This window comes from Microbispora sp. NPDC049633 (genome assembly GCF_040675265.1).
Taxonomy (GTDB): domain Bacteria; phylum Actinomycetota; class Actinomycetes; order Streptosporangiales; family Streptosporangiaceae; genus Microbispora; species Microbispora maris.
Map to the genome: position 1 here is coordinate 1 of NZ_JBFAOO010000123.1, position 22,391 is coordinate 22,391.

Consider the following 22,391-nt stretch of genomic DNA (forward strand, 5'->3'; position numbering starts at 1 on the left):
CCGGGCGTCCCGGTGCCATGGCCGGCGGGATACCCGCCATGCCGTACGCGCCGATGGGGGGCGCGGGGAGCGGCGACCAGGACAAGGAACGTGAGCGGGGCGTCGCGGTGCCGGAGGACGAGAGCACCTGGTTCGGCGACGAGGACGTGGCGCCTCCCGTCCTCGGGATGCAGGAGGACTAGGCCATGGTGAGCATCGGGAACGTCGAGATCTGGGACGCGCGCAACAACTTCGTCACCGGCGCCGGCCTGGCCGGCATGGCCTCGCTCCTGGAGCCGAGCGCGCTGCCGCTGGCGGGACTGCTGGCCACGATGATCGCCGACCCCGACGCCATGTCGCGGGGCGCGCGCGAGTGGCACAACAAGGGAGGCGAAAAAGGACAGGCGCCCGCCGACATCGGGCGGCTCAGGGAGGATCTCAGGGCGCAGGTCGCCGCGCTCGAGTCGGACGGGCATCTCAAGGGGCGGATGCTGACCACGGTCAAGGAGAAGTTCCTCGAGCTGGACCACCAGCTCGCCGGGCTGGACCAGGGCATGAAGGGCGTCGGCGACAGCCTCGACTCCGCGTGCCTTCTCTACACAGCGGCGAGCTACATCTCGCTGGCGATGGGCACGACGGCGTTGACGCTGGCGAACATCAGCGTCGCGGCCAAGGCCAACCCCGTCTCCATGGCCGCGATCCAGCCCACCGTCACCGGCATCATGGCGACCATGTCGAGGACCGCGCAGAAGGTGTTCACGGTCCTGGCGAAGCTGAACTGGAAGGTCGCCGCCATCTTCACCGGGGTCGCCTACCTCGCCGGCGGCGTCCAGCAGAAGTTCCCCGGCATGCAGGCCGTCACGATGCAGGCGCCCGACTTCACCAAGGCCAAGGTGGCCTTCGACCCGGCCGGCGGAGGCCTAACCGAGCCCCTGCCGGACCCCGACGACATACCGAAGACGCCGTCCTTCCTGCCGCCGATCGGCATCTGATGGAGTGGGCGGCCGGCGCGTTCGAGCGGCGGCTCGGGGCGGCGCACGACGCGGGCGACCTCGCAATCTGCCTGAGCATGCTCAGGGACACCGAGCTGGCGCTGCCCCTGCCGCCGGACGGCGACCCCGCCTGGGTGAGGATCAGCGCGCCCGACCGGGTGTGGCTGCCCGCCTACACCTCCGTGGAGGCCATGACGGCGGCCACGGGCCTGACCCGCGCCCGGATCACCTCGCTGGTCGAGCTGGCCGCCGGCTGGCCCGACCCGCACTGGGGCCTGGCCGTCAACCCCGGCCTGCCGGTGCGCTTCCTGCTCGAACCGGGGACCGTCGCCAGGCTGGCGGTCCCCACACTCGCGCAGGACCGCATGGCGGAGCCCGAGCCGGCGCTGCCGGTGGTGCAGAAGCCGCTGACGCCGGGGGATCTGCACGACTATCTCGGCGAGGGGGAGTCGCGCGTCTCCGGCTACTGCCACCACGCGCTCGACGTGGCCCACGTGGCGACGCCCGCCGTGCTCGTCGACATGCTGGGCCGCCGGGCCGACGAGGGGCTGCTCACCGGGGACGGCTCGGTGGTCCTGCTGCGCTGGCGTACGGTCGGGCTCAACCTCTACCGCACGCCGTACGGCGGGACCGACGAGGCGGGCATGGCGGCGGTGGCCGGCTGGGTCGTCGAGGAGCCGCCGTTCGCCGGCATGGGTCTCGCGCCGAACGCCGACTATCCGGTCCGCGAGTACAAGGTGGACGCCGTACGGCTGCCGCACGGCTCGGAGATCGTCGAGCTGACCACGGCGGGGACCGAGATCGTGCGTGCGGTCTACGACGGCGACCTCGGCCGTTGGGGGCCCGGAGAGCCGGCCGCCGCCTCCCTGAGCTCCTACCGGGCGCGCTGGCGGGGGGCCGATCACCCCGCCATCCCCGATCCCGGGCACGACGGGCTGCTGATCCGGCTGCTGAGCGACGAGCCGGCCGACGGGTTCGAGGAGCGTGCCCCGGGCCGGTTCGTGCGGCCCGTGCCCGCCGGGGAGTGCGAGGCCGTCTTCCACGTCACCCGGAGGTGCGAGTGGCGCGGCGCCCCCTGCCTCGTACGGGACGAGCGCGCGGGCGAACTGCTGCTCGAATACACAGGCGGGCGGCTGCCGGTCGCGCGGGCGCTGGGCATGGAGCGGATCGAGCGGGGCGTCCACCGGCGGTGGGTGGCCCGCGCCGAGGCCGGCGAACCGCGCGAGCACGCCGAACTCCTCGACCTGGGACTCACTCGCTAGCCTGAATCCGGGACGACCCGGACCGGAGGGACGGACGCAGGTGAGTGAGACCGATCCGCACATCCACGTCGAGTCGAAGGTGCTGCAGGCCGGCGCCGGCTACCGCAATGTGGTCGCGTCGTCGCTGGGCCGCGCACCCGACGCGCCCGATGTCGTCACCACCGGTTGCGGACTCCGGGTGCCCTACGCGATGACCTCGATCCGTCCCGAGAGCGTCACGTGCCTCGCGTGCCGCGAACACGCCCACCGCGAGCACCTGCGCTACGCCGAGCAGGTGGAGCGCCTGAGCCGGATGCCCGGCGCGCCCGTCACCGGCGACCAGGCCGCCAAGGCCGCGCAGTGGGCGAGGGACCTCGCGACGCGGTTCTTGGGCGCGTGACCCGCCGCCGTCTGACGCACTTCACTAGCCGGATGTCCGATCACGGTGTGATAATCCCGGATATTGGACAGAGATCGTCATCGGTGTGAACGCGGTCGAACGGGGTGGTGAACACGACCGGGGGACAGGCGCCGGAGGCCGCCGGGATGCGGGCGTACGCCGAGGAGCTGCGGGCCACGTTCCTGCGCCTGCAGGAGGAGGCGCCCGCGCTGCACGAGAGGGCGCGCGCCGTGCAGGTGACGGAGAAGTCGCGTGACGGGCTGGTGGCGGCCACGGTCGGCGCGAACGGCGAGCTGATCAGGCTGGACCTCGACCCGCGCATCTACCGCCGGCAGGACGCGCGCGGCCTGGCCGACGCCATCACCCGGACCATCCACGCCGCCGTGGCCAGGGCCCAGGACCGGGTCGTCGAGATCTTCGCGCCGATCATCCCCGCCGACCAGATGAGGGCGCACATCGAGGGGGATCTCGACGCCGTGCTGGAGCAGATGTCGACGCGGTTGCCGAAGCCACCGGGGGAGAGATGAGCGAGCTTTTCGAAGTGAACTATGTCGACATCCGCCCGCAGCAGCTCGCGAAGGGCCTGTCCCAGTGGCACGCCGCCTCGTCCGACGCGGAGAGCGGCTACCTCGCCAGTCTGCGGGAGATCCGGCGGCTCAACGCCGCCTCGCCGTGGGGACACGACACGGCGGGCTCGGCCTTCCACTCCGCGTACACCCGGGGCGACGGGCCGGAGAAGCTGATGGACCGGGGTGCGGAGCTCGTCGGCAAGGTGGTCGAGCTCGGCCCGACCGTACGGCGGAGCGCGGAGAACGCCCGCGGCATGGACGCCGCACGGGCCAGGGAGGTGCACGAGATCCTGAGAAGGGTCTGACGGATGACTCACTCCGCCACATCGGGGACGAGCCCGGACGCGGCGAACAGCCAGGTCAACCCGACCATGGGCGACGGGCTGCCCGCGTTCGCCGACGGCGGCGGCTCGGTCGTCGACGTCACGCCCGCCTGGGGCGAGTCGCTGCCCGACTGGGCCGACGACCTCATCGCCCTGCTCACGGCCGGCCAGACGTGGCCGGAGGCGAGCGAGAGCCTGCTGTGGGAGCTGGCCAGGGCGCACCGGGCCGCGACCGTGAGCCTGGTGCGGTCCGTCGATCCGGTGGGCACCGCCGCCGTCTCCGTGCTCAGCGGAATGCAGGGCCCGTCGATGCAGGCGTTCATCAACCGGCTCGGCGAGCACTACTCGGAGCAGTCCGGGCTGCTCGGCGTCGCGAACAACCACTTCGCCTATGCCGCGCAGGCCGACGACTTCGCCCGTGAGACGCAGTATTCGAAGCTGTCGGTCAACGTGGTGTTCTGGATCGCGCTGATCGCCACGTTCATCGCACTCGTCGCCGCCTTCTACTCGGCGGGCGCCTCCACCAGGTTCATCGGGCCGATCGCCGCCCGCGCCCGGGCCGAGACACTGAAGATCCTCGAACGGCTCGCCGTCGCCGCCGGACGCCCCGCCGCCGCCCAGGCGCTCGCGCGGGGGACCGCGCTCGCCTCGGTCCGGGCCGGCCTGCTCGGCCGCATCCTCGCCAACCCCCTCGGCAGGGAGATCGTCGAGGAGGTCGGCGAGGAGGTCGCCGGCGACGACATCGCCCAGCGTAAGCAGCAGGAGATGGGCACCCGCGACGGCCGGGACTGGAGGAGGACGGGCGCCATCGCGGTGGGCGCGGCCGGCGGCGGGGCCATCGGCCTGCGGGCAGCGCGCCCCGTGAGCAACCTGGTCAACAGGACGCCCCTGCTCAGGAGGCTGAACACCGACCTGCCGGGTGTCGGCAACGCGTTCAGGCGTTTCCCCGGCAGGGCGCTGACGACCGGCCTGACCAACGTCATCGCCTCCCCGGCCGGAAGCATGCTGGGCAACGGGCTCGTGTACGGCCAGTGGGAGATGCCCGACGGGGAGTCGCTGCTGGGGGCCGCTCTCGGCGGGGCCGGCCGTACGAACACGATCAGCCCGTTCAACCCCGACGTCGTCCAGGCGGTCGTCAGCCCGCGTACGGCCCTGGCCTCGGCGTACGACACGAGTGTGCGCACCGACCTGATCCGCGCCTTCTCCGATCCCGCCGCCGGACAGCCGTCCGGCGGCGTTGCGGGCTCCGGCGAGACGGGTACGGCCGGCGGCGGCCAGACCGCGAGCAACGGCGGGCAGAACGGCGCGGGCGGCACGAGCACCGCGTCCGTCGCAACGCAACCCCTCACCGGTCCGGCCGCCGCGCCCGGTGGGGCTGGGCCGGTGTCGCATGCCACGTCGAACGGCTCCACGCAGGCGTCGGCCGCCACACCCGCCGCGGCCGGTTCCGCGAGCACGGCGTCCAACGCACCAGGCCAGTCGTCCGCCACCGCCACGTCCGCCGCGCAATCCGGTGCGGCCGGTTCCGCGAGCACGTCCAACGTGGGCAACACGGGCAGCTCACCCAGCGCGGGTACCGGGAACGCGGCGGCGGCGTCCGCCGCGAGCAGCGGTCAGGCGCCGGCCGCGGCGCAGAGTGCGTCCAGCCAGTCGTCCGCCACCGCCGCATCCGCCGCGCAATCCGGCGCGGCCGGTCCAAGCAACACCGCCAATGGCGCCAACGCGGCGAATGGCGCCAACGCGGCCAACGCGGTCAATGCGGTCGGCGCGAGCGGTGCCGACCCGGGAGCGGCCGGCCCAGGCAACGCCGCCAGCGCGGCCAGCGCCGCGAACGTGGCCAGCGCCGCGAACGCGGCCAACGCGGCCAGCGCCGCGAACGTGGCCAACACCAATGCGGCCGGTGGGACTGGCGCGGGAAGCACAGCGGCGGGCGCGTCTACCGCGACCGGCCCGGCGAGCCCGGGCAACGCGGGTGGTGCCGGCACCGGTGCCGCAGGTGCCGTGTCGGCCTCCACGGCGAACACCGCGACGCCGGGCGCCCCGGCCGTAGCTCCCGCCGCGTCGAGTGCGACGGCGGCGTCCACAGCACCCCCCGCATCCCCCGCCGCCTCGGCGGCGCACGCGTCGGCTCGTACGGCGGTCTCCGACACGCTGTTCACGATCGCGCCCGATGTGCTTCTCCTGCGCGACGGCCGGGGCGCCAGGCTGACCGGTCCTGACGGAAGGCCGATCGAGCTCTCGGCCGAGGACATGGAGGCCCTCGCCGACCGGCTCGCGGCGCGTGCCGCCGAGGGCGTGGACGCGCACCGGCTGCGCGCGGAGGCGGCCGCCCTGCTGGGGGCCAGGATCGCGGAGGAGAGCCGGGGTCTCCCGGTGGAGGGAGCCCTCGACGCGCTCGCCCGCCTGTCCGGCACGACGCCGGACGGCCGCGCCGCCGCCGTGGAGGTGGCGGGCGAGGTGCTGGAGGACAACCCACGCGGCTGGCGGCCCGACCGGCTGAGCGACGCGGGGGCCGGGCTGGTGGAGGAGGCGGCGGTCCGGCCGTACGGACCCGACCATGCTCTTCGTGTCGGCCGGTCCGCCGGCGCGGCCGCGGAGATCGTCCGCCGCGCCGAGAGCCTCGCCGGCGGTCCGGCCGCGCCGGATCCGTCCGGGACCGCCAATCCGGCGACACGAGGGCCGGGGCCGTCCACGGCACCGTCCTCAGCGCCGTCCACGCCACCGTCCACGCCACCATCCAGCCCGCGAGCCGCCACTCGGCCCGGACCTCGTACGACCCGTGGCCGTGGCACGGTGACGGCCCCGGACATCGAGAGAAGCCGCTTCGTCGCCGACGGCAGGCCGCCGCACCTGGCCGACTTGTCGCCGGGGGAGGCGGAGCAGGGCTTCCTGGCGCTGCACCCGTCCGACGTCGGCCCTGACGTGACGGGGTTGAACCGGGCCGGCGAGCGGACGGTCGTCGTGAACACGGGCCGGTCGGGCGCCCAGCACTTCCGGTACGAGATCGGCCGGGTGCGCGGCGGCCGGCTCGCCAGGACCAGGGTCCGGGCGGGCACGGCCCGAGACCCCCACGTCGTACGGCTGTCGCCGCGCCTGGCGAACGACATCCTGCCCCGGGTCTGGCTGCACGAGATCAGCGACGTCTTCCAGCGGCTGTCCGGCCCCCCGCAGGGGGTGATCCGCTCCTTCCTGAGCCGTACGGCGGAGCCGGACGCCGCGGCCTGCGTGACGGCCCGCTACCGGGAGCACGCCCTGCTGGAGCGGACGTGGCGGGCGGCCCCGGCGGAGGAACGGGCCGCCATCGCGCACGAGATCGAGCAGCTGGCGCGCGAGATCGAGCGACTCGGGCACGTCGCCCCGGCGCCTCCGTGGTCGGCGCCCCGGCCGCCGGCCGCCGCCGCCTCCCCGGCCGCGCCCGACCCGGCGGCCCAGACCCAGGCAGCGCAGAACACGACAGCCCGGAACACGACAGCCCGGAACACGACAGCCCAGAACACGACAGCGCAGAACAGCACGACGACCCAGAGCGCGCCCGATCCGGTGGCGGATCTGCTCGCGCGGGTCCGCACCCAGCGGGAGACGTTGGCGGACGCGGCCGACGAGCTGAGCAAGGCCGTACAGGAGAAGGACAAGAGCCTCAGAACGGCCCTGCTCGACGCGCACAAGGCCGACAAGGACGCACGCAAGGCGGCACGCCAGAAGGACTACGCCGCCGGGGAACGCCGCCGCAAGGCGCTGGCCGACCGCGACGTCCACCGCAGGACGGCCGAGCGCGCCCAGCGGAGCAAGGAGGCCTACGAGCGGGCGGCGTCGCAGGCGGCCGAGGCACGCAGGGCCTACGAGAAGCTCGAGAAGGCATTGAACGCCCTGCCCACGGGTAGCACGGGGCCGCTGCCGGCGAATATCGCCCAGTCGGCCCGGGAGGCGGAGGCCGCCCACACCGCGTACACGGAGGCGTTCGCGGACGCCGTGCCGGCATCCAGGGCCCTGTCCGAGGTTCTGCCGGAGGCCACACCGGCGGGCCGGCTGCCCCATCTCGAACGGCTCACGCAGGTCGTCAACGACATGCTCGAACGCGCGGGCGTCGACCAGCGCTACTCGCCGGACGAGCTGTCGCACGTGTTGCGCTCGAACTTCAGATGGCTGGTGTCGCCGGACGGCGCGTTGCTGCGGGTGGGCCGCGGCACGCGCGGTGAGCTGCGGCTGCGGCTGAAGGTCACGGACCTGGTCGAGGTCTTCGGCCATCCGGTGCGCCACGCGCAGTCGATGCTCGGCCACTTGCCGCAGGGCGGCCGCTCGGCCTCCGCCACCGCCAACCGCGCCCTCAGCCTGGCGCCGAACTTCGACCTGAACGCCCTGAGCAAGCCGTGGCAGGACACCCACTGGCTCGCGACGCTGATGAGGTTCGGCCTGTTCAAGGGCGGATTCAGCGTCGGCGGGAGCGAGTCGTTCAACGGCAACGCGGCGGAGTTCGCGCTGGCCGGTGCGGTGCAGGACAACGCGGGTGAGGCGCTGGTGCTCGACGGGCTCGCCTCGGCGGAGGTGGAGCTGCGCACCGCGAACGGCACCGAGCGGGCGCGCGTGGACAGCGGCACGACCGGCGACGCGCGGAGCCTGCAGATCTATCTGCCGCACACGCACGCGGAGCGGGGACCGGCCGAGGTCACCCGGCTGCCGGAGAACCAGTGGCGGCGCACGCCGTACCCCGAGCATTCGGTCACCGGCCTGACCGGGCTCGCGGATCTCGCCGAGCGCACCGCCGCGGGGGCCGGCCGGCCCGAGATCGGCGGCATGACGCGCGACCAGATCTTCACGATCCTGACGAAGGAGCTGCCGGCCCGGCTCGGCGAGGCGATCAACGATCCCGAGGGCCTGCGCCGCCCGATCACCGCGAACGGGCGGGTGATCGGTTATGTGCGGATCAAGACCGAGGTCCTGATGAAGACGGCACGGCCGGTCGGCAGGCCGAGCGTCAAGCACCGTCTGGAACGACTGCGCGTCGGATTCTCGGGCGCGTCCGGCTCGCGCTCGGCCGGCCGCTCCGGGGAGGTGAAGGGCACCGCGGGCGTCAAGCTCCCCATCGAGGACCAGGGCATGCTCGGCGACGTCGGTCTCGACGGGTACAAGACCGCCACACCGCGGTTCACCATGGGGCTCGGCCGTTTCTGGTCGCGGTCGCGGTCGATGAGCGCGGGCGGGACCGCCATCCGGCCGAGCGTGCAGCGCTGGGCGGGCCACACCCAGGCGTACGCGCTGGAGCTCGAACACACGGTCACCGTGCATCTGAACAGCGACGACGCCCCTCGCACCCCCATCAAGGGCACGAGCTCGGGCCTGTTCCGCATGCCCGAGTCGCAGGCCTACCGTCACGGCCTTCCCGTCGACCGGTCGGCCGTGCGGAAGGACGGCCGGCTGCGGGACGACCCGAAGCCCGGCGTGCCGAAGGGCCGCCTGCCCGAGCTGCCCGGCTGGTCGCGCGAGTCCGGGGCAGGGCCCGCGCTCGTCCAGGCGAGCGAGCGGCAGGACAGCGTCCGGAACTTCGACGAGGTGCGCGCGAAGGTCATCGCGGCGCTGCGCGAGCAGGGCCTGCTGCCGGACGAGAACGGCGGCCTGTCCCGCGACCCGCTGACCCGGGCGAGCCAGATCGCCAACATGATCGAGGTGGCCGAACAGTTCTCCCCGGCCCGGCTGCAGACCGGATACGACCAGGCCAGGCAGGACGGGATCGTCCTCGACCTGGTGAGCCAGGGCATCGGCCGGCCCAGCCGGCACTACACCATGCGCATCCGGTTGCGGCAGTCGGGCAGGGAGGAGTTCCAGGGCACCAGCGAGGCCGACGTCGTGGCGGACCTGGACATCTCGTCGGAGACCTCCGGCCGGTCGGTCGGCCGGTCGGCCGGCCGGTCCGGCGACCTCGGCGCCGGCGTCGGCCTGGAGACGAAGCCGGGCGAGGACGGCTCGACCGGCGGCGGGCCGGGCTTCCACGGCAGCAAGGGGCGCACGGCCGGCACGACCCTCAACGACACGGTCAACCACGTCACCTTGATCGAGGCCACCGCTCCGGCGGCGGTCTTCGAGGTTCCGCACACGCTCACCGTGGAACTCGTCGAGGACGGCGGGAAGACCAGGACGCTGGCCGAGAGCGACGGCGTGTGGATGCGGGTGCTGCTGCCCTCCGACCTGCTGCCGGACCGGCGGACGGAGGTCGCGCCCGCCCACCCGACGTCCAGGGAGGCGTTGAGCCTCGCCACCCTGCTGCACGTGGACGGGAGCGGCGTGCTCGACGCCCTCGGCTCGGTGCTGCCGAGGGCGATGCGGCCGGGTTCGATGTCGTACCACCACCTCGCCGAGACGTTCAACGTACGCGGCCTCATCTCCCACCCGGAGTGGCTGGTCGCCGACGCCGACGGGCCGGCCGGCACGTACGGCACCGCGACGGCCGTGCGCCCGCGCGGCCTGCGTACGCACCGGGCGTCGGCGTGGATCACGGCCGAGCCGGGCGAGTCGACGTTCGTCACCGCGGCCGACCTGGTGATCGGCGACATCAACTTCACGATGGGCGCGCACTCCACGCGGATGGAGACCCGGCGCGGACGGTCCGCGGACGTCTCGACCGGCGTCAAGGAGGATCTGCCCGACCCGTTCGGCAGCACGCAGGAGGCCGGCGTGTCCGGGGCGGGGAGCAGGGCGTCCTCGATCACCGATACGGCGATCTGGGGCAGGGAACGGCTGGCCATCGACACCGGCAAGCATTATGTGTTCGCGATGAAGGCGGACATCACGGTCTCCGGGGACGAGTCGGGAAACCGCCGGGCCAACGCCGAGCTGCCAGGCAGAACGGTCGTCTACTCCCTCCCCGAGCGTGACGCCCTCGCCCTGTACGGCAAGGGCGAGGTCAAGCTCCCGCTCGGCCAGGTGGCCGACGCGGTGACGCGGTTGCTCGACGGCACCCTCGAGCTCGACCCGCGTACGGCGGTGCCGATGGTCCGCAGATACCTGGCCGACCGGGCGCTGGCGCGCAGAGCCGGTCATCCCCGGCTCGACCTGGAGCGCAAGCATCCCCGCGCCGTGCTCTTCGAACGGCTCGTCAAGGACTTCCCCATGGGCCGGGCGCCCGGGCTCAAGCAGATGCAGGACAGGCTGCCGGACCTCGCCACCCGGGTGGACGTCCCCGACCTGTACGAGGACTCCCTCGGTGAGAGCACCGTGAAGACGGTCCGGCTCACGGCCCCGGACGGCACACCGACCCGGCTGCTCGACCAGGTGCTCGGCCAGATCGGCACGGTGGCGCCCGGCGCGCTGAAGCGCGACCCGATCCTGCTGCGCAGCCTGTTCGGCGACTTCGCCGGCCGACGCTGGTGGGGCAAGCTCGACGACATGACCGGACCGGCCGGCTTCGTCAAGACGTACTCGCTCAAGATCGGCCCGCACCTCACCGAGGACGTGACGCTCAGGATCACGGCGGAGCTCCACGGCGACCAGGCGACGTACGGCGGGAGCGTCCACAACTTCGGCCAGATCCTGCAGGACTACCTCTACGGCCAGCAGGACGCCGCCGAGTCGTCCGGCAGGACGTTCGGCGGCAACGCGAAGGCCGGAGCGGGACAGGACGTGGGCAGCGGCGGCCGAGCGGTCGCCACCGACCGCTCGGACACCGGCTCGGCCTCGATCGGCACGCAGCGGACCCGCATCCAGCGGCATTCGGCGTTCCGGGGCGGGCAGCTCGTCGAACATCCGGTGACGATCAGGATCGAGGTCGAGCGGTCGTCGGGCCGCCTGCGCGGCGCCGTCGCCAGGACCACCGGCGTCCCCCGGACCAGCCACGTCACGCTGCGCGGCACCATGACCCGGGTGCTGCCGGACGGCATGGTGGCGAAGGAGGGCACGGTTCCCGCGCGGCCGCCAGCGCGGCCCGACGTACGTCGGGTCGTGCCGCCGGAGGTCTTCGCGACCGAGGGGATCAGGTCCGACGGGCTGCTGCGCGCGGTGTTCGGCCGGCTCGCCCGGCCGGACCTTCTCGGCGGGGCCGCCGCCATGGAGCACTACGCCGAGCTGGCCAAGGCTTTCACCGGCAACGGGCTGGCGACCCGGCTGGAGCGGATGACCGGCCCCGACGGGCACCGGCTCATCCGGCTGCCGATGCCGGGCCGCCCCGGCCAGGTGGTGGACGTCCGGGTGCACGCGGACCTCTCCGAGCCCGACCCGGTGGCCCTGAACCTGCAGGACACCGAGCTGGGGCAGGTGGACCGCGAGCAGAACGTCGCGGGCACGTCCACCGACCGGGGGCAGATGCTGCCGCTCGGCCGGGCGTACAGCGGGGGGCTCGCCGCGGGCGCCGGCACCGACGTCGGCGCCGGCGACCAGACCGCGCAGTCGAGTTCGGGCAGCGGCGGCGTCCGCGACGAGACCAGCGTGTTCGAGAAGGGCACCGGGGCCCTGGTGCGGTTCCGGGTCGACTTCGACCTCCGGTTCGAGGTGCGCCGGGTGGCGCCGGACGGCGCGGAGACGCTGCTGCGGGCGGTGGAGATACCCCACGGCGCGACCGGCAGGGCCCACCTGATCATGTTCCAGCACGCGTTCGAGGAGATGCTGGCCCGTCGCGACGCCGGCCCCGCCCGGCCGCGGTGGGACTTCCGGCGGCAGCGGCCCGCGACGCCCGGCGTGTTCTTCTCCCGCGACGCCGTGCGCGGGATGGCCGCGAGGCACCCGTCGTACGACCCGGCGCAGCCGACCAGGGCGATGGCCGAGGCTCTCAGAGGACGGACCGGAACGCTGCCGGTGGGCATCGTGGCCGACCTCGACCACGCGCATCCCATGGCGCTCGTGGAGGAGGCCAGACTGCTCGCCCGCGACCTCGGCGCCGACGTCCACCTCCACCTCAGGCGGCCCGACGGCACCGTCGAGCGCTACCGCGCCACGCCCGTGGGCGAGCTGACCGGCGACTCCTTCGCCGAGGCGCTCGGCAGGGTCCCGCCCGACCTGGTGGCGCTGGCCGCCCGGCACGACCTCGACCTGCGCGACCTGTACGACGGGCGGCCGAGCGGGTTCGCCGACCGGATCGCCGAACGGCTCGACGCCCTCGGCGTGCCCAGGGACACCCCGGCCGGCCCGGGCTGGCCGGTGCCCGAGACCGCGGCGGACGGCACCTGGGGCGGCAACCCCCTCGTCACCGGCCCTCCCGGCGGCAGCGTGACGGCCGAGGCCATCGAGCGGACCGCCTTCGTGGCCGACGGCCGGGCCCCGCACCTGCCGGACCTGTCGAACGACGAGATCCCCCCGGCCGTCGCCGACCTGCGCCCGTCGGACTTCGGCAGGGGCGTCCAGGTCGTGACCGTGACGCCGGACGGCAGGGTCGTCACCGTCGAGACCGCCCGGTTCGGCACCCAGCGTTTCGTCGTGCTGCCCGAGGACCCGGGCGGCCGACGCCCGGGCCGTACGGAGGTCCACACGGGCACGGACCCGCACGTGACCCGGCTCGCGCCGAGACTGGCCCCCGACGTGGTGGCCCGGGTGCTGCTGCACGAGGTCAGCGACACCCTGCAGAAGCGCGCCGCGGCGGAGCAGGGCGTGGTGCGCGCCTTCCTGAACGCCCTGAATCCCGGCTACGACGCGTGCGCCGCCGCCCGCCGCAACGAGCACGCCTACCTGTCCCGCAAGTGGCTGGCGGCGTCCTCGGACGAGGAACGGGCGCGGCTGCGGCACGAGATCGAGGCGGTCGCCCGGGACCTCGGGGCGCGGGGGCAGCCGGCGCCCCCGCCGCCGTGGGTCACCGCGCCGCCTCCCGCACCGGTCCTCGACGTGTGGGAGCGGATGCGCAGGCTCAGCAACCCCTCCGGCGGGGAGCCACCCGACGACGAGGACGACGTGCCCGAGCCGGAGGAGACCGGACAAGGACAGGTGATCTGATGCCGTACTCGATCGCGAGGAGCAGGGACGAGGCGCATCTCTACCTCGACCTGAACCCCTGCGCCTGCGGCTCGGCCGGCACCGACTGGGACAGCGGCCTGGCGAGTGCCGAGGGGGAGCTGGTCACCTGTTATGAGGGACGGTGCGCGGCGTGCGGCGCCGAGCGGGAGTACCTGTTCGGCCTGCCCGAGCGCGAGGTGACGCCCACCGGCTATCCGACGTTCGGCGGCGCGGAGCCGTCCGAGTTGCTGGATCCCGGCGAGTGGATGTGGGTGGCCGACCTGGCGGCGGGCAACGTGCCGGAGGGCCCCCGGCTGGAGGGAGAACGGCGGCAGGCGCTGTCCGTCGCGCGGGCGGCGGTCGAGGAAGTGATCAAGTTCGTCCCGCCCGGGCAGGACGAGGTGCCCGAGGAGGCGTTCTGGTCGGAGCGCGGACGGGCCGTACGCGCCGCGGAGCCGGGGCGGTTCCGTCTCGACCGGCTGCTCGTCGTCCGCGACACCTACCGCGAGCTGGCCGGGGCGTAAGGTGGCCGGAATGGAGCAGGCAGTGCCGATCTCGTACGCGCGGACGCTCGCGGAGGCCCGGCTGTATCTCGCGCTGACGGTGGAGGCCGGCCGGGAGGAGCCGCCGGTCGAGGGTCCCGAGGGATGGACGCTGCGGTCCGGCGGCGTCGAGGTGCTCGTGCCGTACGCGAGCGAGGCGGAGGCCCGGGACGAGGGGGAGCCGTTCGGCGTCGGCCTGTCCGAGCTGCTCGATCCCGGCCAGTGGCGGCTCGCGAGCGCGGGGTACGCGCGCCGGGCGCTCGCCGACGACCTCGAGTACGCCGAGGAGCCGGGAGACGAGAGCCTCTTCCTGCGGGTGGTGAGCGGCTGGGAGTCGGCCAGGGACGCGCTCGGCGAGGTGCTCAAGTTCCTCCCGCCCGGCGAGCGGGAGGTGCCCGCCGAGGCCTTCTGGACCGAGACGGGCCTGGCCGCCCGCGAGGCGGAGCCCGAGAGCTTCCTGCGCGACCGGCTGGCCGAGGACATCGCGTTCTACCAGCAGAACCTGGACGACTTCCGCAGTCTGAACGGCTGACCTATCTGCCGACCGGCACGGGCACCCGGGCGGCGGAGGGGTCGAGCGCCGGCCCCTCGGGGATGAGATGCAGCAGGTGCGCGGGCACCGGCGTGGCGTCGGAGGCGGCGTAGCCGAGCTTGGGCAGCAGGTCGGCCGAGGCGACGGCGAACCTGCGGCCCTGGTCGGTGACCAGGTAGTAGTTCGTGATCGACGCCACCTGTCCCTCGCCCGGCAGCAGCCCGGCGACCGCCGCCGATCCCGGCGGGAGCAGCACCTGGTCGAAGCTCTCCTGGCCGCCGGGGGTCCGGGGCGTGGGGATCGCGATCGAGGCGCCGACCGTCAGGGTCGCCCGGGTGGAGCCGCCGCGGGCGCCCGCGTAGACCGCGCACAGCGGCGTGGTGGTGGAGGGGGAGACCACGGCGGGCATCGCCTCGGGCAGCCCGCCTCCCGTCACGCTCTGCTTGGACGGCGCGGCGTTGGCCGTCGCCGCGTCGATCGGGACGGCCCGCGGGGGACGCCTGCCGTACGCCGCCTTGATGCCGGGGTCGGCCAGCATGAGCGTGGCCTGGGTGAGGGTGATCGGCGCGAGGCCGTCGGACAGCAGGACGTACCAGCGGGCGGGGGCGTCCGCGATGCCGGGCACGGTGAAGACCTGTCCGATCGCCGCCGTGCCTCCGCCGGGCCCCCGCACCTTCTTGCCCAGGTCGCGCACCTTCGGGCCGCCGAAGTCGGGGCCCTCGGGAACGGCGTTGAGCCAGGCGGCGGGCACCTTCCTGGGCTGCGCGTTCAGCGCGCTCACCGCGCTGGAGCTCGCCCGCATTCGCCGGTCGCCCCAGACCACCCATTTCTGCCGGCCGTCGTCCACGACCATGGCGCCGCCGCCGAGGGGCCTGCCGCCGACGTCCAGGCCGCCCACCAGCGTGACGTACGGCCGTGGCGCCCCGGTGGCGTCGGGGCCGTCCACCACGCACACCGACCACGGGCCGTGCACCAGCTTGTCCTTGGCCGGCAGCGAGTCGGGCGCGCCGGGGATGCCGACGAGCGGCCCGCGCGGCAGCTCGGCCAGCGAGGCGGCGGAGACGTCGCGCACCGTCACGTCGGGGGTGTCGAGCAGCAGCCGGGCGGAGACGTAGTTCGCCACGGGAAGCAGCACGCGCTCCTGCCGGCTGTAGACGTAGGTCGCGCCGGTGTCCTGCTCGACGAGGAGCTGGCCGGGCTCGGTGAGCTTGGTGGCGCCGCCCGGCTTGATCACCCCCCAGATGCCGAAGACGGCGAGCAGGAGCACCGACAGCAGGACTCCGCAGAACGTGGCCAGGTTGTGCCGCCGCATCGGCGACTCCGCCACGTCCGGCTCTCCCTGCAGCAGGGCCTGACCCAGGCGCTGCTGCATCAGCCGGTATGCCTGGTAGAGGTCCTTCCGGGTCTGCACGTCACCTCTCCCTGTCAGAGGGCATGACCGTCAGCATATTGATCCGGCGGCGTCCCTGTGATCTCCGCGGTGTCTCGGTGGTTCCGCTTTGTGCAGGTCGTTGAAGCTTGTACGGTTACCGCCACGTTCGCACGGAGCGGCCGTCGCGGGCCGGTGAGGGCCGGGGCGGCCGGGACCGGTTCACCGAGGCGGGCGGCGGCCTGCTTGTCTCTCGGCGGCGTCGAGTGCGGGCGTGAGCGGTGCGAGCGTGGTGCGCAGCAGGTCCGGCAGGGAGCCGGACGGCAGGACAAGCCCGCTGGTCGTGGAGGATGCGACGGTCGTCTGCAGCCATTGTCGGAGAGCAAGGCGGACTGCGGCGGCCACGCTCGCCGCGAGCACGCGGGCGGTGTGCCCGCCGGTGTGGCCGAGGCGCCGGGCGATCGCGTCGCTGAGGGGATGTTCGATCGCGGCGGCGGCGTCGACGAACTCGTCGCGCAGTGCGGGGCGGGTGGTGATCAGCAGGAGCGCGTCGCGACCGGGTTGGCCGGGATCGGTGTACTGGTCCACGATCGCGTCGACGACAGCCTCGGCGAGGCCGACGTCGGCGGGCCGCTCGGCCACGGCCGCCGCGACCCGTGCTTCCCGTTCGCCGGTGATGGCGGCCACGATCGCCTGTTCCCGGCTGGAGAAGTAGTTGTTGTAGGTCCGGGGGGAGACACCGGCGGCCTGGGCGATGTCGTCCACGCGCACGTTGTCCGGTCCGCGCTCGAGAGCCAGTCGCAGTGCCGCCGCGCGCAACGCCTCTCGCGTGGCCTGCTTCTTCTGCTCGCGCAACCCGGTCGGTCTCGTCTCCACCGTCCCAGCGTCCCAGATTCGATGCGTGCCCGCAAACTTGCGTACGCGCAAGTTTTCTCTCTAGTCTGCCTCCCGGCAGGGAGGATGTCCCAGCGGCCCAGGTGCGTTTCAGCGCTCCATCCGCCCTGCTCTCGTCCGTGTGAGCAAGGGAGAACACGTGATCACAGATGTCGTCATCGCCGGCGGCGGCCCCAACGGGCTGATGCTGGCCTGCGAGCTGAGCCTGGCAGGGGTTCGGCCGGTCGTGCTGGAGCGGCTGCCGGAGATGAGCGAGGAACCGAAAGCGAACGGATTGCTCGGCCAGGTCGTGAGAATGCTCGACCGCCGAGGGCTGCACGAACCTCTCAGCGGCAGCCCGGCACCCCCGCAGCCGAACTCCGCGTACTTCATGTTCGGCGCGCTGGGCCTGGACCTGAGCCTGCTGGAGGACAGCCCCGTTTACGCCCTGCCGGTGCCGCAGCGCCGCATCGTGCAGGTCCTGCAGGAGCGCGCCATCGAACTGGGCGTGGAAATCCGGCGGGAACACGAAGTCGTCGGTGTGTCCCAGGACGACGACGCGGTCACCATCGATGTCGCGAACCCCGGCGGGGCCTACCGGCTGCGGGCCCGCTACCTCGTCGGCGCGGATGGAGCGCACAGCGCCACCCGCAAGCTCTCCGGCATCGGGTTCCCCGGCGTCACCTATGACCGGATGACCGTCCTCTCCGCGCACGTGAACCTTCCGGAGGACTGGATCGATCCCGCGACCGGCGCGCTGAACGTGCCCGGCCACGGCGCTGTTCTGCCGTTCCTGCCCCAGCGCACGGAGCGCGGCGGGTTCTCCTACGCACCGATGCCCGGCCACCCGGCGCTGGTCAGCACCACGGAGTGGGACCTGCCCGCGACCGACGCCCCGATGGACCTTGAAGCGTTGCGGGCGAGCGTCCGCCGGGTGCTCGGCGTCGATGTGTCGCTGGGTGCGCCCGATGGCCCGGGCCCGCACGTGCTGCGTCGCCTGACCGGCGGCAACACCCGGGTCGCCGACCGGTTCGCCGACGGCCGGGTGTTCCTGATCGGTGATGCCGCTCACGTGTACGCCGCCACCGGGGGAGGACCCGGGCTCAACCTCGGCCTTCAGGACGCGGTCAACCTCGGCTGGAAACTCGCCGCCGTGATCCGCGGCACCGCCCCGCCCGGCCTGCTGGACAGCTACGAGGCCGAGCGGCGACTCGCCGCCCACCGCATGATCCTGAATGCGCAGGCACAGTCGGCCCTGATAGCCCCCGGCGGCGACGTCACCGGACTGCGCGAACTGTTCACCGAGCTGCTCCGCGACCAGAGCACCGTGCAGCGCCTCGCCGAACTCGTCGCGGGCGCCGACGTCCGCTACGACATGGGCGAACCCGAGGCGCATCCGCTGATCGGCCGGTTCGCGCCGGACATGGAACTGCACACCCCGGCCGGGCCGGTCCGGCTGGCCGAGCTGACCAGAACCGCGCGCCCCCTACTGCTCGACCTGACCGAAGGAGCGTCGCTGGCGCAGGCGCTCGGACCGCGGCACGACCACGTCGACATCGTCACCGCGCGCCCTCAGGTCCCGGCACCCACCGCACTGCTTCTTCGCCCGGACTGCTATGTGGCCTGGGCGTCCGCATCACCCGAACCGGATTCCACGGAGATCGAAGCACTTCGGGCAGCCGTGCATCGATGGTTCGGTGGCGACGACCCCGCCCGCCTCTGAGCGGACCGGTGTGAAGGGCCACGATCAACGGCGCCGCGGCATCGGCCTAGGGCCGGCGAGGCTTTCGCTCTCCCTTCGCCAAACTTTCCGGGCGTTAGGAAAAAAGGGGAATGGGGTGGCGGAAAAGCCGGATTCTCCCGGTCCTCGGTATAGCCGCTCGGCATAAGGGGTTCACATGATTGACAAACGACTTACGGTGAGGGCGGCCCCTTTGTCGATGAAGGAGTGACTGGATGAGTAACAGCTTGCTCGGCGGCGACCCCGCGGAGATGCAGGGCATGGCCGCGCAGTTCAGCCAGCAGGCGGACCAGGTTCGCGCCACGATGGCCAACCTCGACCGTGAGGCGGCCAAGGTCGGCACCGCCTGGACCGGCCCCGGCGCGCAGCGCTTCCACGACGCATGGCAGAGCTACCGAGCGGCGTTCCAGCGCATGGCGGAAGAGCTCAACGAGGCCTCCCGGGTCATCACCACCTACCGCGGCAACATCGAGTCCGCGACTCGCTGACAGCCGGCCGCCGGACCACCATGGGGTGCCATGGAGGTCCGGCGGTTCCCGTATCCAGAGCTTCGCCGTGAGGCGCGCAGGAGACTCAGTCCGGCGCCGCGGCCTGGATCGGGGTCGCGATGCCCGAGACGACCAGCAGGCCGCGCCCGGGAGGGCCGCCGACGGCGCCGCGCGGCAGCCGTACGGCGAACAGGTCCCCGTCGGCCGGGCTCTGCACGTTGAGCAGCAGGCCGGTCCTGCCCTTGCGCGCCTCGGCCGCGAACCCCCGGTAGGCCGTCGCAAGATCGCCGGTGGCTCCTGCTATGAGCAGGCCGTGCTCGCCGTCCCGCCCGGTGCGCAGGATCTCGTCCAGGGCCAGGCCGAGCGCGGAGTCGGGCGAGATGAGCTCCGCGTCGTCCACGGCCACCACGTAGCGCTCGTGCCCGGCGACCAGCGCGAGCGGGTCGAGCGCGCCGGGCAGGCCGCCGAAGTCGTCCGCGCCGCCCCCGGTCACGCTTCTGGCGTTGCCGTCCAGCACGGCGAGCACCCCCGGCGCCCCGGCGAGGTCGCGCAACGGGCTGCGGCGCGGGGTCACGACGAGCACAGGCGTGCCCCGGTCGAGCAGCGAGCGCGCCGCCGTGACCAGCGCGGACGACCGCCCCGATCGTGGCGGCCCGGCGATCACCGCGGCCGGTCCCTGGCCCTGCAGGTCCACGCCCATCGGGGCGAGAGCGTCGCCGCCCGCGCCGAGCAGCGCCCACAGGGCCGAGGGCGGCCGATGCGCGGGCGCCAGGTCGAGCGCCTGTCTCGCCGTGATCCGCATCGGCAGCGCGTCCACCCGCAGCGGCGGCTCCGACGGCCAGGCCCACGTGCCGGGAAGGTCCGAGCCGAGGGTGCCCGAGCCGAGGGTGCCCGAGCCCCCGAACCGCGCGGCCGCCGTACGGGCGAGCTCCTGCAGGACGGCCACCTGTGCGGGGCCCGAGGGGTCGTCGCACAGCAGGGCGAGCTGGCTCTCCACCAGGCCGTGCTCGCCGACGGCGAGGGCCCTGCCCGGAGGCATGGAGCTCGGCAGGTCGCGCACCGGCAGCCCGGCGAGCCCGTAGTCGGCGGGGTCGGCGAGCCGCAGCACGAGCCGGTCCTCGAAGACCGTGGAGATCTGCCCGAGCAGGCCCGACCGGTCGGCGGTGACCACGGCCCGCAGGCCCACGGCAGGTCCCTCCCGCAGCAGTTGCAGCAGGGCGTCGACCAGCCGCCCGTAGTCGTAGTTCTCGAACGCGGCGACGTACCCCTCCCAGCGGTCCACGAGCAGCACCATCCAGGGCAGCGCCCCCACGCCCGTACGGTCGCGGGCGGTCCGCGAGCGGGCGGCGGCGCGCGCCTCGGCCAGCGAGGCGTACCCGGCCTCGGCCAGCAGGTGCTGGCGGCGCCCGACCTCCGCGCGCAGGCGGGTCAGCAGGCGCTCCACCCGGTCGAGCTGGTCGCGGGTGACCACCGCGCCGCAGTGCGGCAGCGCGACGAGCGGCAGCAGCGCGCCCGACCCGCAGTCGACGGCGTGGACGTGCACGTCCTCGGGAGAGGCGCCGGCCGCGATCGAGCCCGCGATCGTCCGCAGCGCGCTGGAGCGGCCGCTGCGCGCGCCGCCCGCGATCAGCAGGTGGCCGCCGTGCCGCATGTCCAGCGCGAGCGGGCGACGGCCCTGCTCCCACGGCAGGTCGGTCACGCCGAACGGCAGCGGCGGCACCTCCTCGAACCCCGGCCGGTACGGCGCGGCGCCCGCGAGCAGACCGCCGGGGGAGTCCGCGGTCCCGGTGTCGAGGATTACCTGGCCTGGCAGCGGCGGCAGCCACGGGCTCGGCTGACGGGGCATGTCGCTCCCGGCCTCCCGCAGCGCGTCCACGAGCAGGGCCAGGTCGGTGCCGTCCGCGGCCTGGGCGGGCGGGGCGGGCAGCGGGTGGCCGAGCGCCTGCCAGGGCAGGTCGAGCACCCGCACGGCGTCCCCGGCGTCGGCCGCCCCCGCACTCCGCGGATGAGGGGTGCGCCCGCCGATCCTGGCGGTCTGCACCGCCACGGGCGCTCCGGATCCCGCCCGCACGTAGCAGCGGCCCGGCGTCGTCCGCGAGATGTGCGCGGCGTCCGGCACGTCGATGACGTCGGCGGACTCGGTGGCGTCGGTGACCCGCAGCGCGATCCTGAGCGAGGTGTTGGCCTGGATGTCGGCGGTCACCACGCCGCCGGGCCGCTGGGTCGCGAGGATCAGGTGGATGCCGAGCGAGCGGCCCCTGCGCGCGATGTCGACCAGCCCCTCGACGAAGTCGGGCAGCTCCGTGACCAGGGCGGCGAACTCGTCGATGATCAGTACGAGCCGGGGCAGCGGCGGCAGGTCCTTCTTGCTCCCGGCGCTCTCCGGCACCGGCGCGGCGAAGATGCCGCCGCCGCGCGCCCGCAGGACGCCGCCCGCCCCGAGCACCCAGGTGGCGCCGCGGGCCCGTTGGTAGTCCTCGATGTCCTTGGCCCCCGCGTCCAGCAGCAGGCGTTCCCTGCGCCGGATCTCGGCGGCCAGCGACGACAGGGCCCGCTGGGTCAGGTGGCCGTCGAGGTCGCTCACCATGCCGACCGTGTGCGGGAGCCGTACGCACTCCTTGAAGGCCGCGCCGCCCTTGTAGTCGATGAGCACGAACGTCATCTCGTCCGGCCGGTTGGCCACGGCGAGCGAGCAGATCAGCGTCTGCAGCAGCTCCGACTTGCCCGCGCCGGTCGTGCCCGCGACCAGGGCGTGCGGCCCGTCCGTGCTCAGGTCCACCTCGAACGGCCCGTCCGGTCCCACGCCGATCAGGGCCCGGGTCGTACGGCCCTGCCGCTCGGCGAGCGCGGCGGGCTCGAGCGGCGCCTCCAGCAGGTCGAGCAGGCGGACCGCGTCGGGCAGGGCGGCCGAGGGGTCGTCGCGGCTCACGTCGCGCAGCGGGGCGAGCGCGCGGGCCAGGCGCTCGGCCCAGGACGGCGAGACCTGGTCGGCGCGGATGCCGGTGATCGGGTCGAGCCCGCCGCCGTGGAGGCGCACCCCGCCGTCGCGGTCGCAGGACACGACCGTCGCGCACTCCTCGGGCAGCAGTCGCTCGTCGTCGTCGATCGCGATCGTGTAGACCCCGGCACGCGGGCCCTGCCGCAGCACCTGCGGCATGCCGGGCAGGCCGCGCAGCACCTGCGCGCCGTCGAGCACGACGAGCACGTCGAACGGCCGCTCGTCGTAGGTCGCGAAGGCCGGCTCGGCGGGCCGGTTGCCGCTCGTGCGCCCCAGGTCGTCCCAGCCGGCCGGGCCCCCGGACAGGCGGGCGCCGCGCGGCACCCCCGGATAGGGGCCCGAGCCGTTCTCGGCGTCGAGCCGTTCCGTGACCAGGGCGGCGAGCTCGGCGACCCTGCGGGCGGCGGCCTCGGGGTCGGCGCCGACGAGCGCGGCGCA

The 22,391-nt window shown here is 73.9% G+C and carries 14 protein-coding genes; 11 read left to right on the forward strand and 3 right to left on the reverse strand.

Going from position 1 to position 22,391, the window contains the following annotated elements:
* The 9 genes from AB0J39_RS26675 to AB0J39_RS26715 form a co-directional block, all read left to right on the forward strand.
* Positions 1–182, forward strand: a 182-nt coding sequence (locus tag AB0J39_RS26675) for a hypothetical protein (RefSeq protein ID WP_363469287.1), incomplete at its 5' end; no start/stop codon positions are given.
* A gap of 3 nt (positions 183–185) precedes the next feature.
* Complete coding sequence (locus AB0J39_RS26680) at positions 186–971, forward strand: hypothetical protein (protein WP_363469289.1); 786 nt, start codon at positions 186–188, stop codon at positions 969–971.
* Entirely contained in the window at positions 971–2,233 is a 1,263-nt protein-coding gene (locus AB0J39_RS26685) for an SseB family protein (RefSeq protein ID WP_363469291.1), read from the forward strand. The genes AB0J39_RS26680 and AB0J39_RS26685 overlap by 1 nt, the downstream gene beginning before the upstream one ends.
* A 40-nt stretch (positions 2,234–2,273) precedes the next feature.
* The gene (locus AB0J39_RS26690) at positions 2,274–2,612 is read left to right on the forward strand and encodes a hypothetical protein (RefSeq protein WP_363469293.1); all 339 of its coding nucleotides are present in this window, start codon (positions 2,274–2,276) and stop codon (positions 2,610–2,612) included.
* A gap of 107 nt (positions 2,613–2,719) precedes the next feature.
* Positions 2,720–3,139, forward strand: coding sequence for a YbaB/EbfC family nucleoid-associated protein (locus AB0J39_RS26695; RefSeq protein WP_363469295.1), 420 nt, complete (start codon positions 2,720–2,722; stop codon positions 3,137–3,139).
* Positions 3,136–3,486: a hypothetical protein gene (locus AB0J39_RS26700; RefSeq protein WP_363469297.1), complete on the forward strand. Its 351-nt coding sequence runs from the start codon at positions 3,136–3,138 to the stop codon at positions 3,484–3,486. Before AB0J39_RS26695 ends, AB0J39_RS26700 begins: the two co-directional genes overlap by 4 nt.
* Positions 3,487–3,489: 3 nt before the next feature.
* Positions 3,490–13,410, forward strand: a complete 9,921-nt coding sequence (locus tag AB0J39_RS26705; RefSeq protein ID WP_363469299.1) for a hypothetical protein — start codon at positions 3,490–3,492, stop codon at positions 13,408–13,410.
* Entirely contained in the window at positions 13,410–13,934 is a 525-nt protein-coding gene (locus AB0J39_RS26710) for a hypothetical protein (protein ID WP_363469301.1), read from the forward strand. The genes AB0J39_RS26705 and AB0J39_RS26710 overlap by 1 nt, the downstream gene beginning before the upstream one ends.
* 10 nt (positions 13,935–13,944) lie before the next feature.
* Positions 13,945–14,484, forward strand: coding sequence for a hypothetical protein (locus AB0J39_RS26715; RefSeq protein ID WP_363469303.1), 540 nt, complete (start codon positions 13,945–13,947; stop codon positions 14,482–14,484).
* Between the two features lies 1 nt (position 14,485).
* On the opposite strand, the gene eccB is transcribed toward AB0J39_RS26715, so the two are convergent.
* Positions 14,486–15,895 carry a type VII secretion protein EccB gene (eccB, locus tag AB0J39_RS26720; protein WP_363469305.1) on the reverse strand — a complete coding sequence of 470 codons (1,410 nt, stop codon included), beginning with the start codon at positions 15,893–15,895 and terminating at the stop codon, positions 14,486–14,488.
* Between the two features lie 180 nt (positions 15,896–16,075).
* A complete protein-coding gene (locus AB0J39_RS26725) occupies positions 16,076–16,729 on the reverse strand; it encodes a TetR/AcrR family transcriptional regulator (RefSeq protein WP_363469307.1) in 654 nt (217 codons plus the stop codon).
* Positions 16,730–16,886: 157 nt separating this feature from the next.
* On the opposite strand from AB0J39_RS26725, the gene AB0J39_RS26730 reads away from it, so the two are divergent.
* Positions 16,887–18,449: an FAD-dependent oxidoreductase gene (locus tag AB0J39_RS26730; RefSeq protein ID WP_363469309.1), complete on the forward strand. Its 1,563-nt coding sequence runs from the start codon at positions 16,887–16,889 to the stop codon at positions 18,447–18,449.
* A gap of 233 nt (positions 18,450–18,682) precedes the next feature.
* A complete protein-coding gene (locus tag AB0J39_RS26735; RefSeq protein WP_169986113.1) occupies positions 18,683–18,955 on the forward strand; it encodes a WXG100 family type VII secretion target in 273 nt (90 codons plus the stop codon).
* Positions 18,956–19,040: 85 nt separating this feature from the next.
* On the opposite strand, the gene AB0J39_RS26740 is transcribed toward AB0J39_RS26735, so the two are convergent.
* Positions 19,041–22,391 (reverse strand): FtsK/SpoIIIE domain-containing protein (locus AB0J39_RS26740; RefSeq protein WP_363469311.1); only part of this gene is annotated, 3,351 nt, incomplete at its 5' end.

Coding starts and splice junctions, on each gene's coding strand:
- AB0J39_RS26700 (WP_363469297.1), top strand. CDS start 3,136: ATGAGCGAGCTTTTCGAAGTGAACTATGTCGACATCCGCCCGCAGCAG.
- AB0J39_RS26715 (WP_363469303.1), top strand. CDS start 13,945: ATGGAGCAGGCAGTGCCGATCTCGTACGCGCGGACGCTCGCGGAGGCC.
- AB0J39_RS26685 (WP_363469291.1), top strand. CDS start 971: ATGGAGTGGGCGGCCGGCGCGTTCGAGCGGCGGCTCGGGGCGGCGCAC.
- AB0J39_RS26680 (WP_363469289.1), top strand. CDS start 186: ATGGTGAGCATCGGGAACGTCGAGATCTGGGACGCGCGCAACAACTTC.
- AB0J39_RS26735 (WP_169986113.1), top strand. CDS start 18,683: ATGAGTAACAGCTTGCTCGGCGGCGACCCCGCGGAGATGCAGGGCATG.
- AB0J39_RS26710 (WP_363469301.1), top strand. CDS start 13,410: ATGCCGTACTCGATCGCGAGGAGCAGGGACGAGGCGCATCTCTACCTC.
- AB0J39_RS26705 (WP_363469299.1), top strand. CDS start 3,490: ATGACTCACTCCGCCACATCGGGGACGAGCCCGGACGCGGCGAACAGC.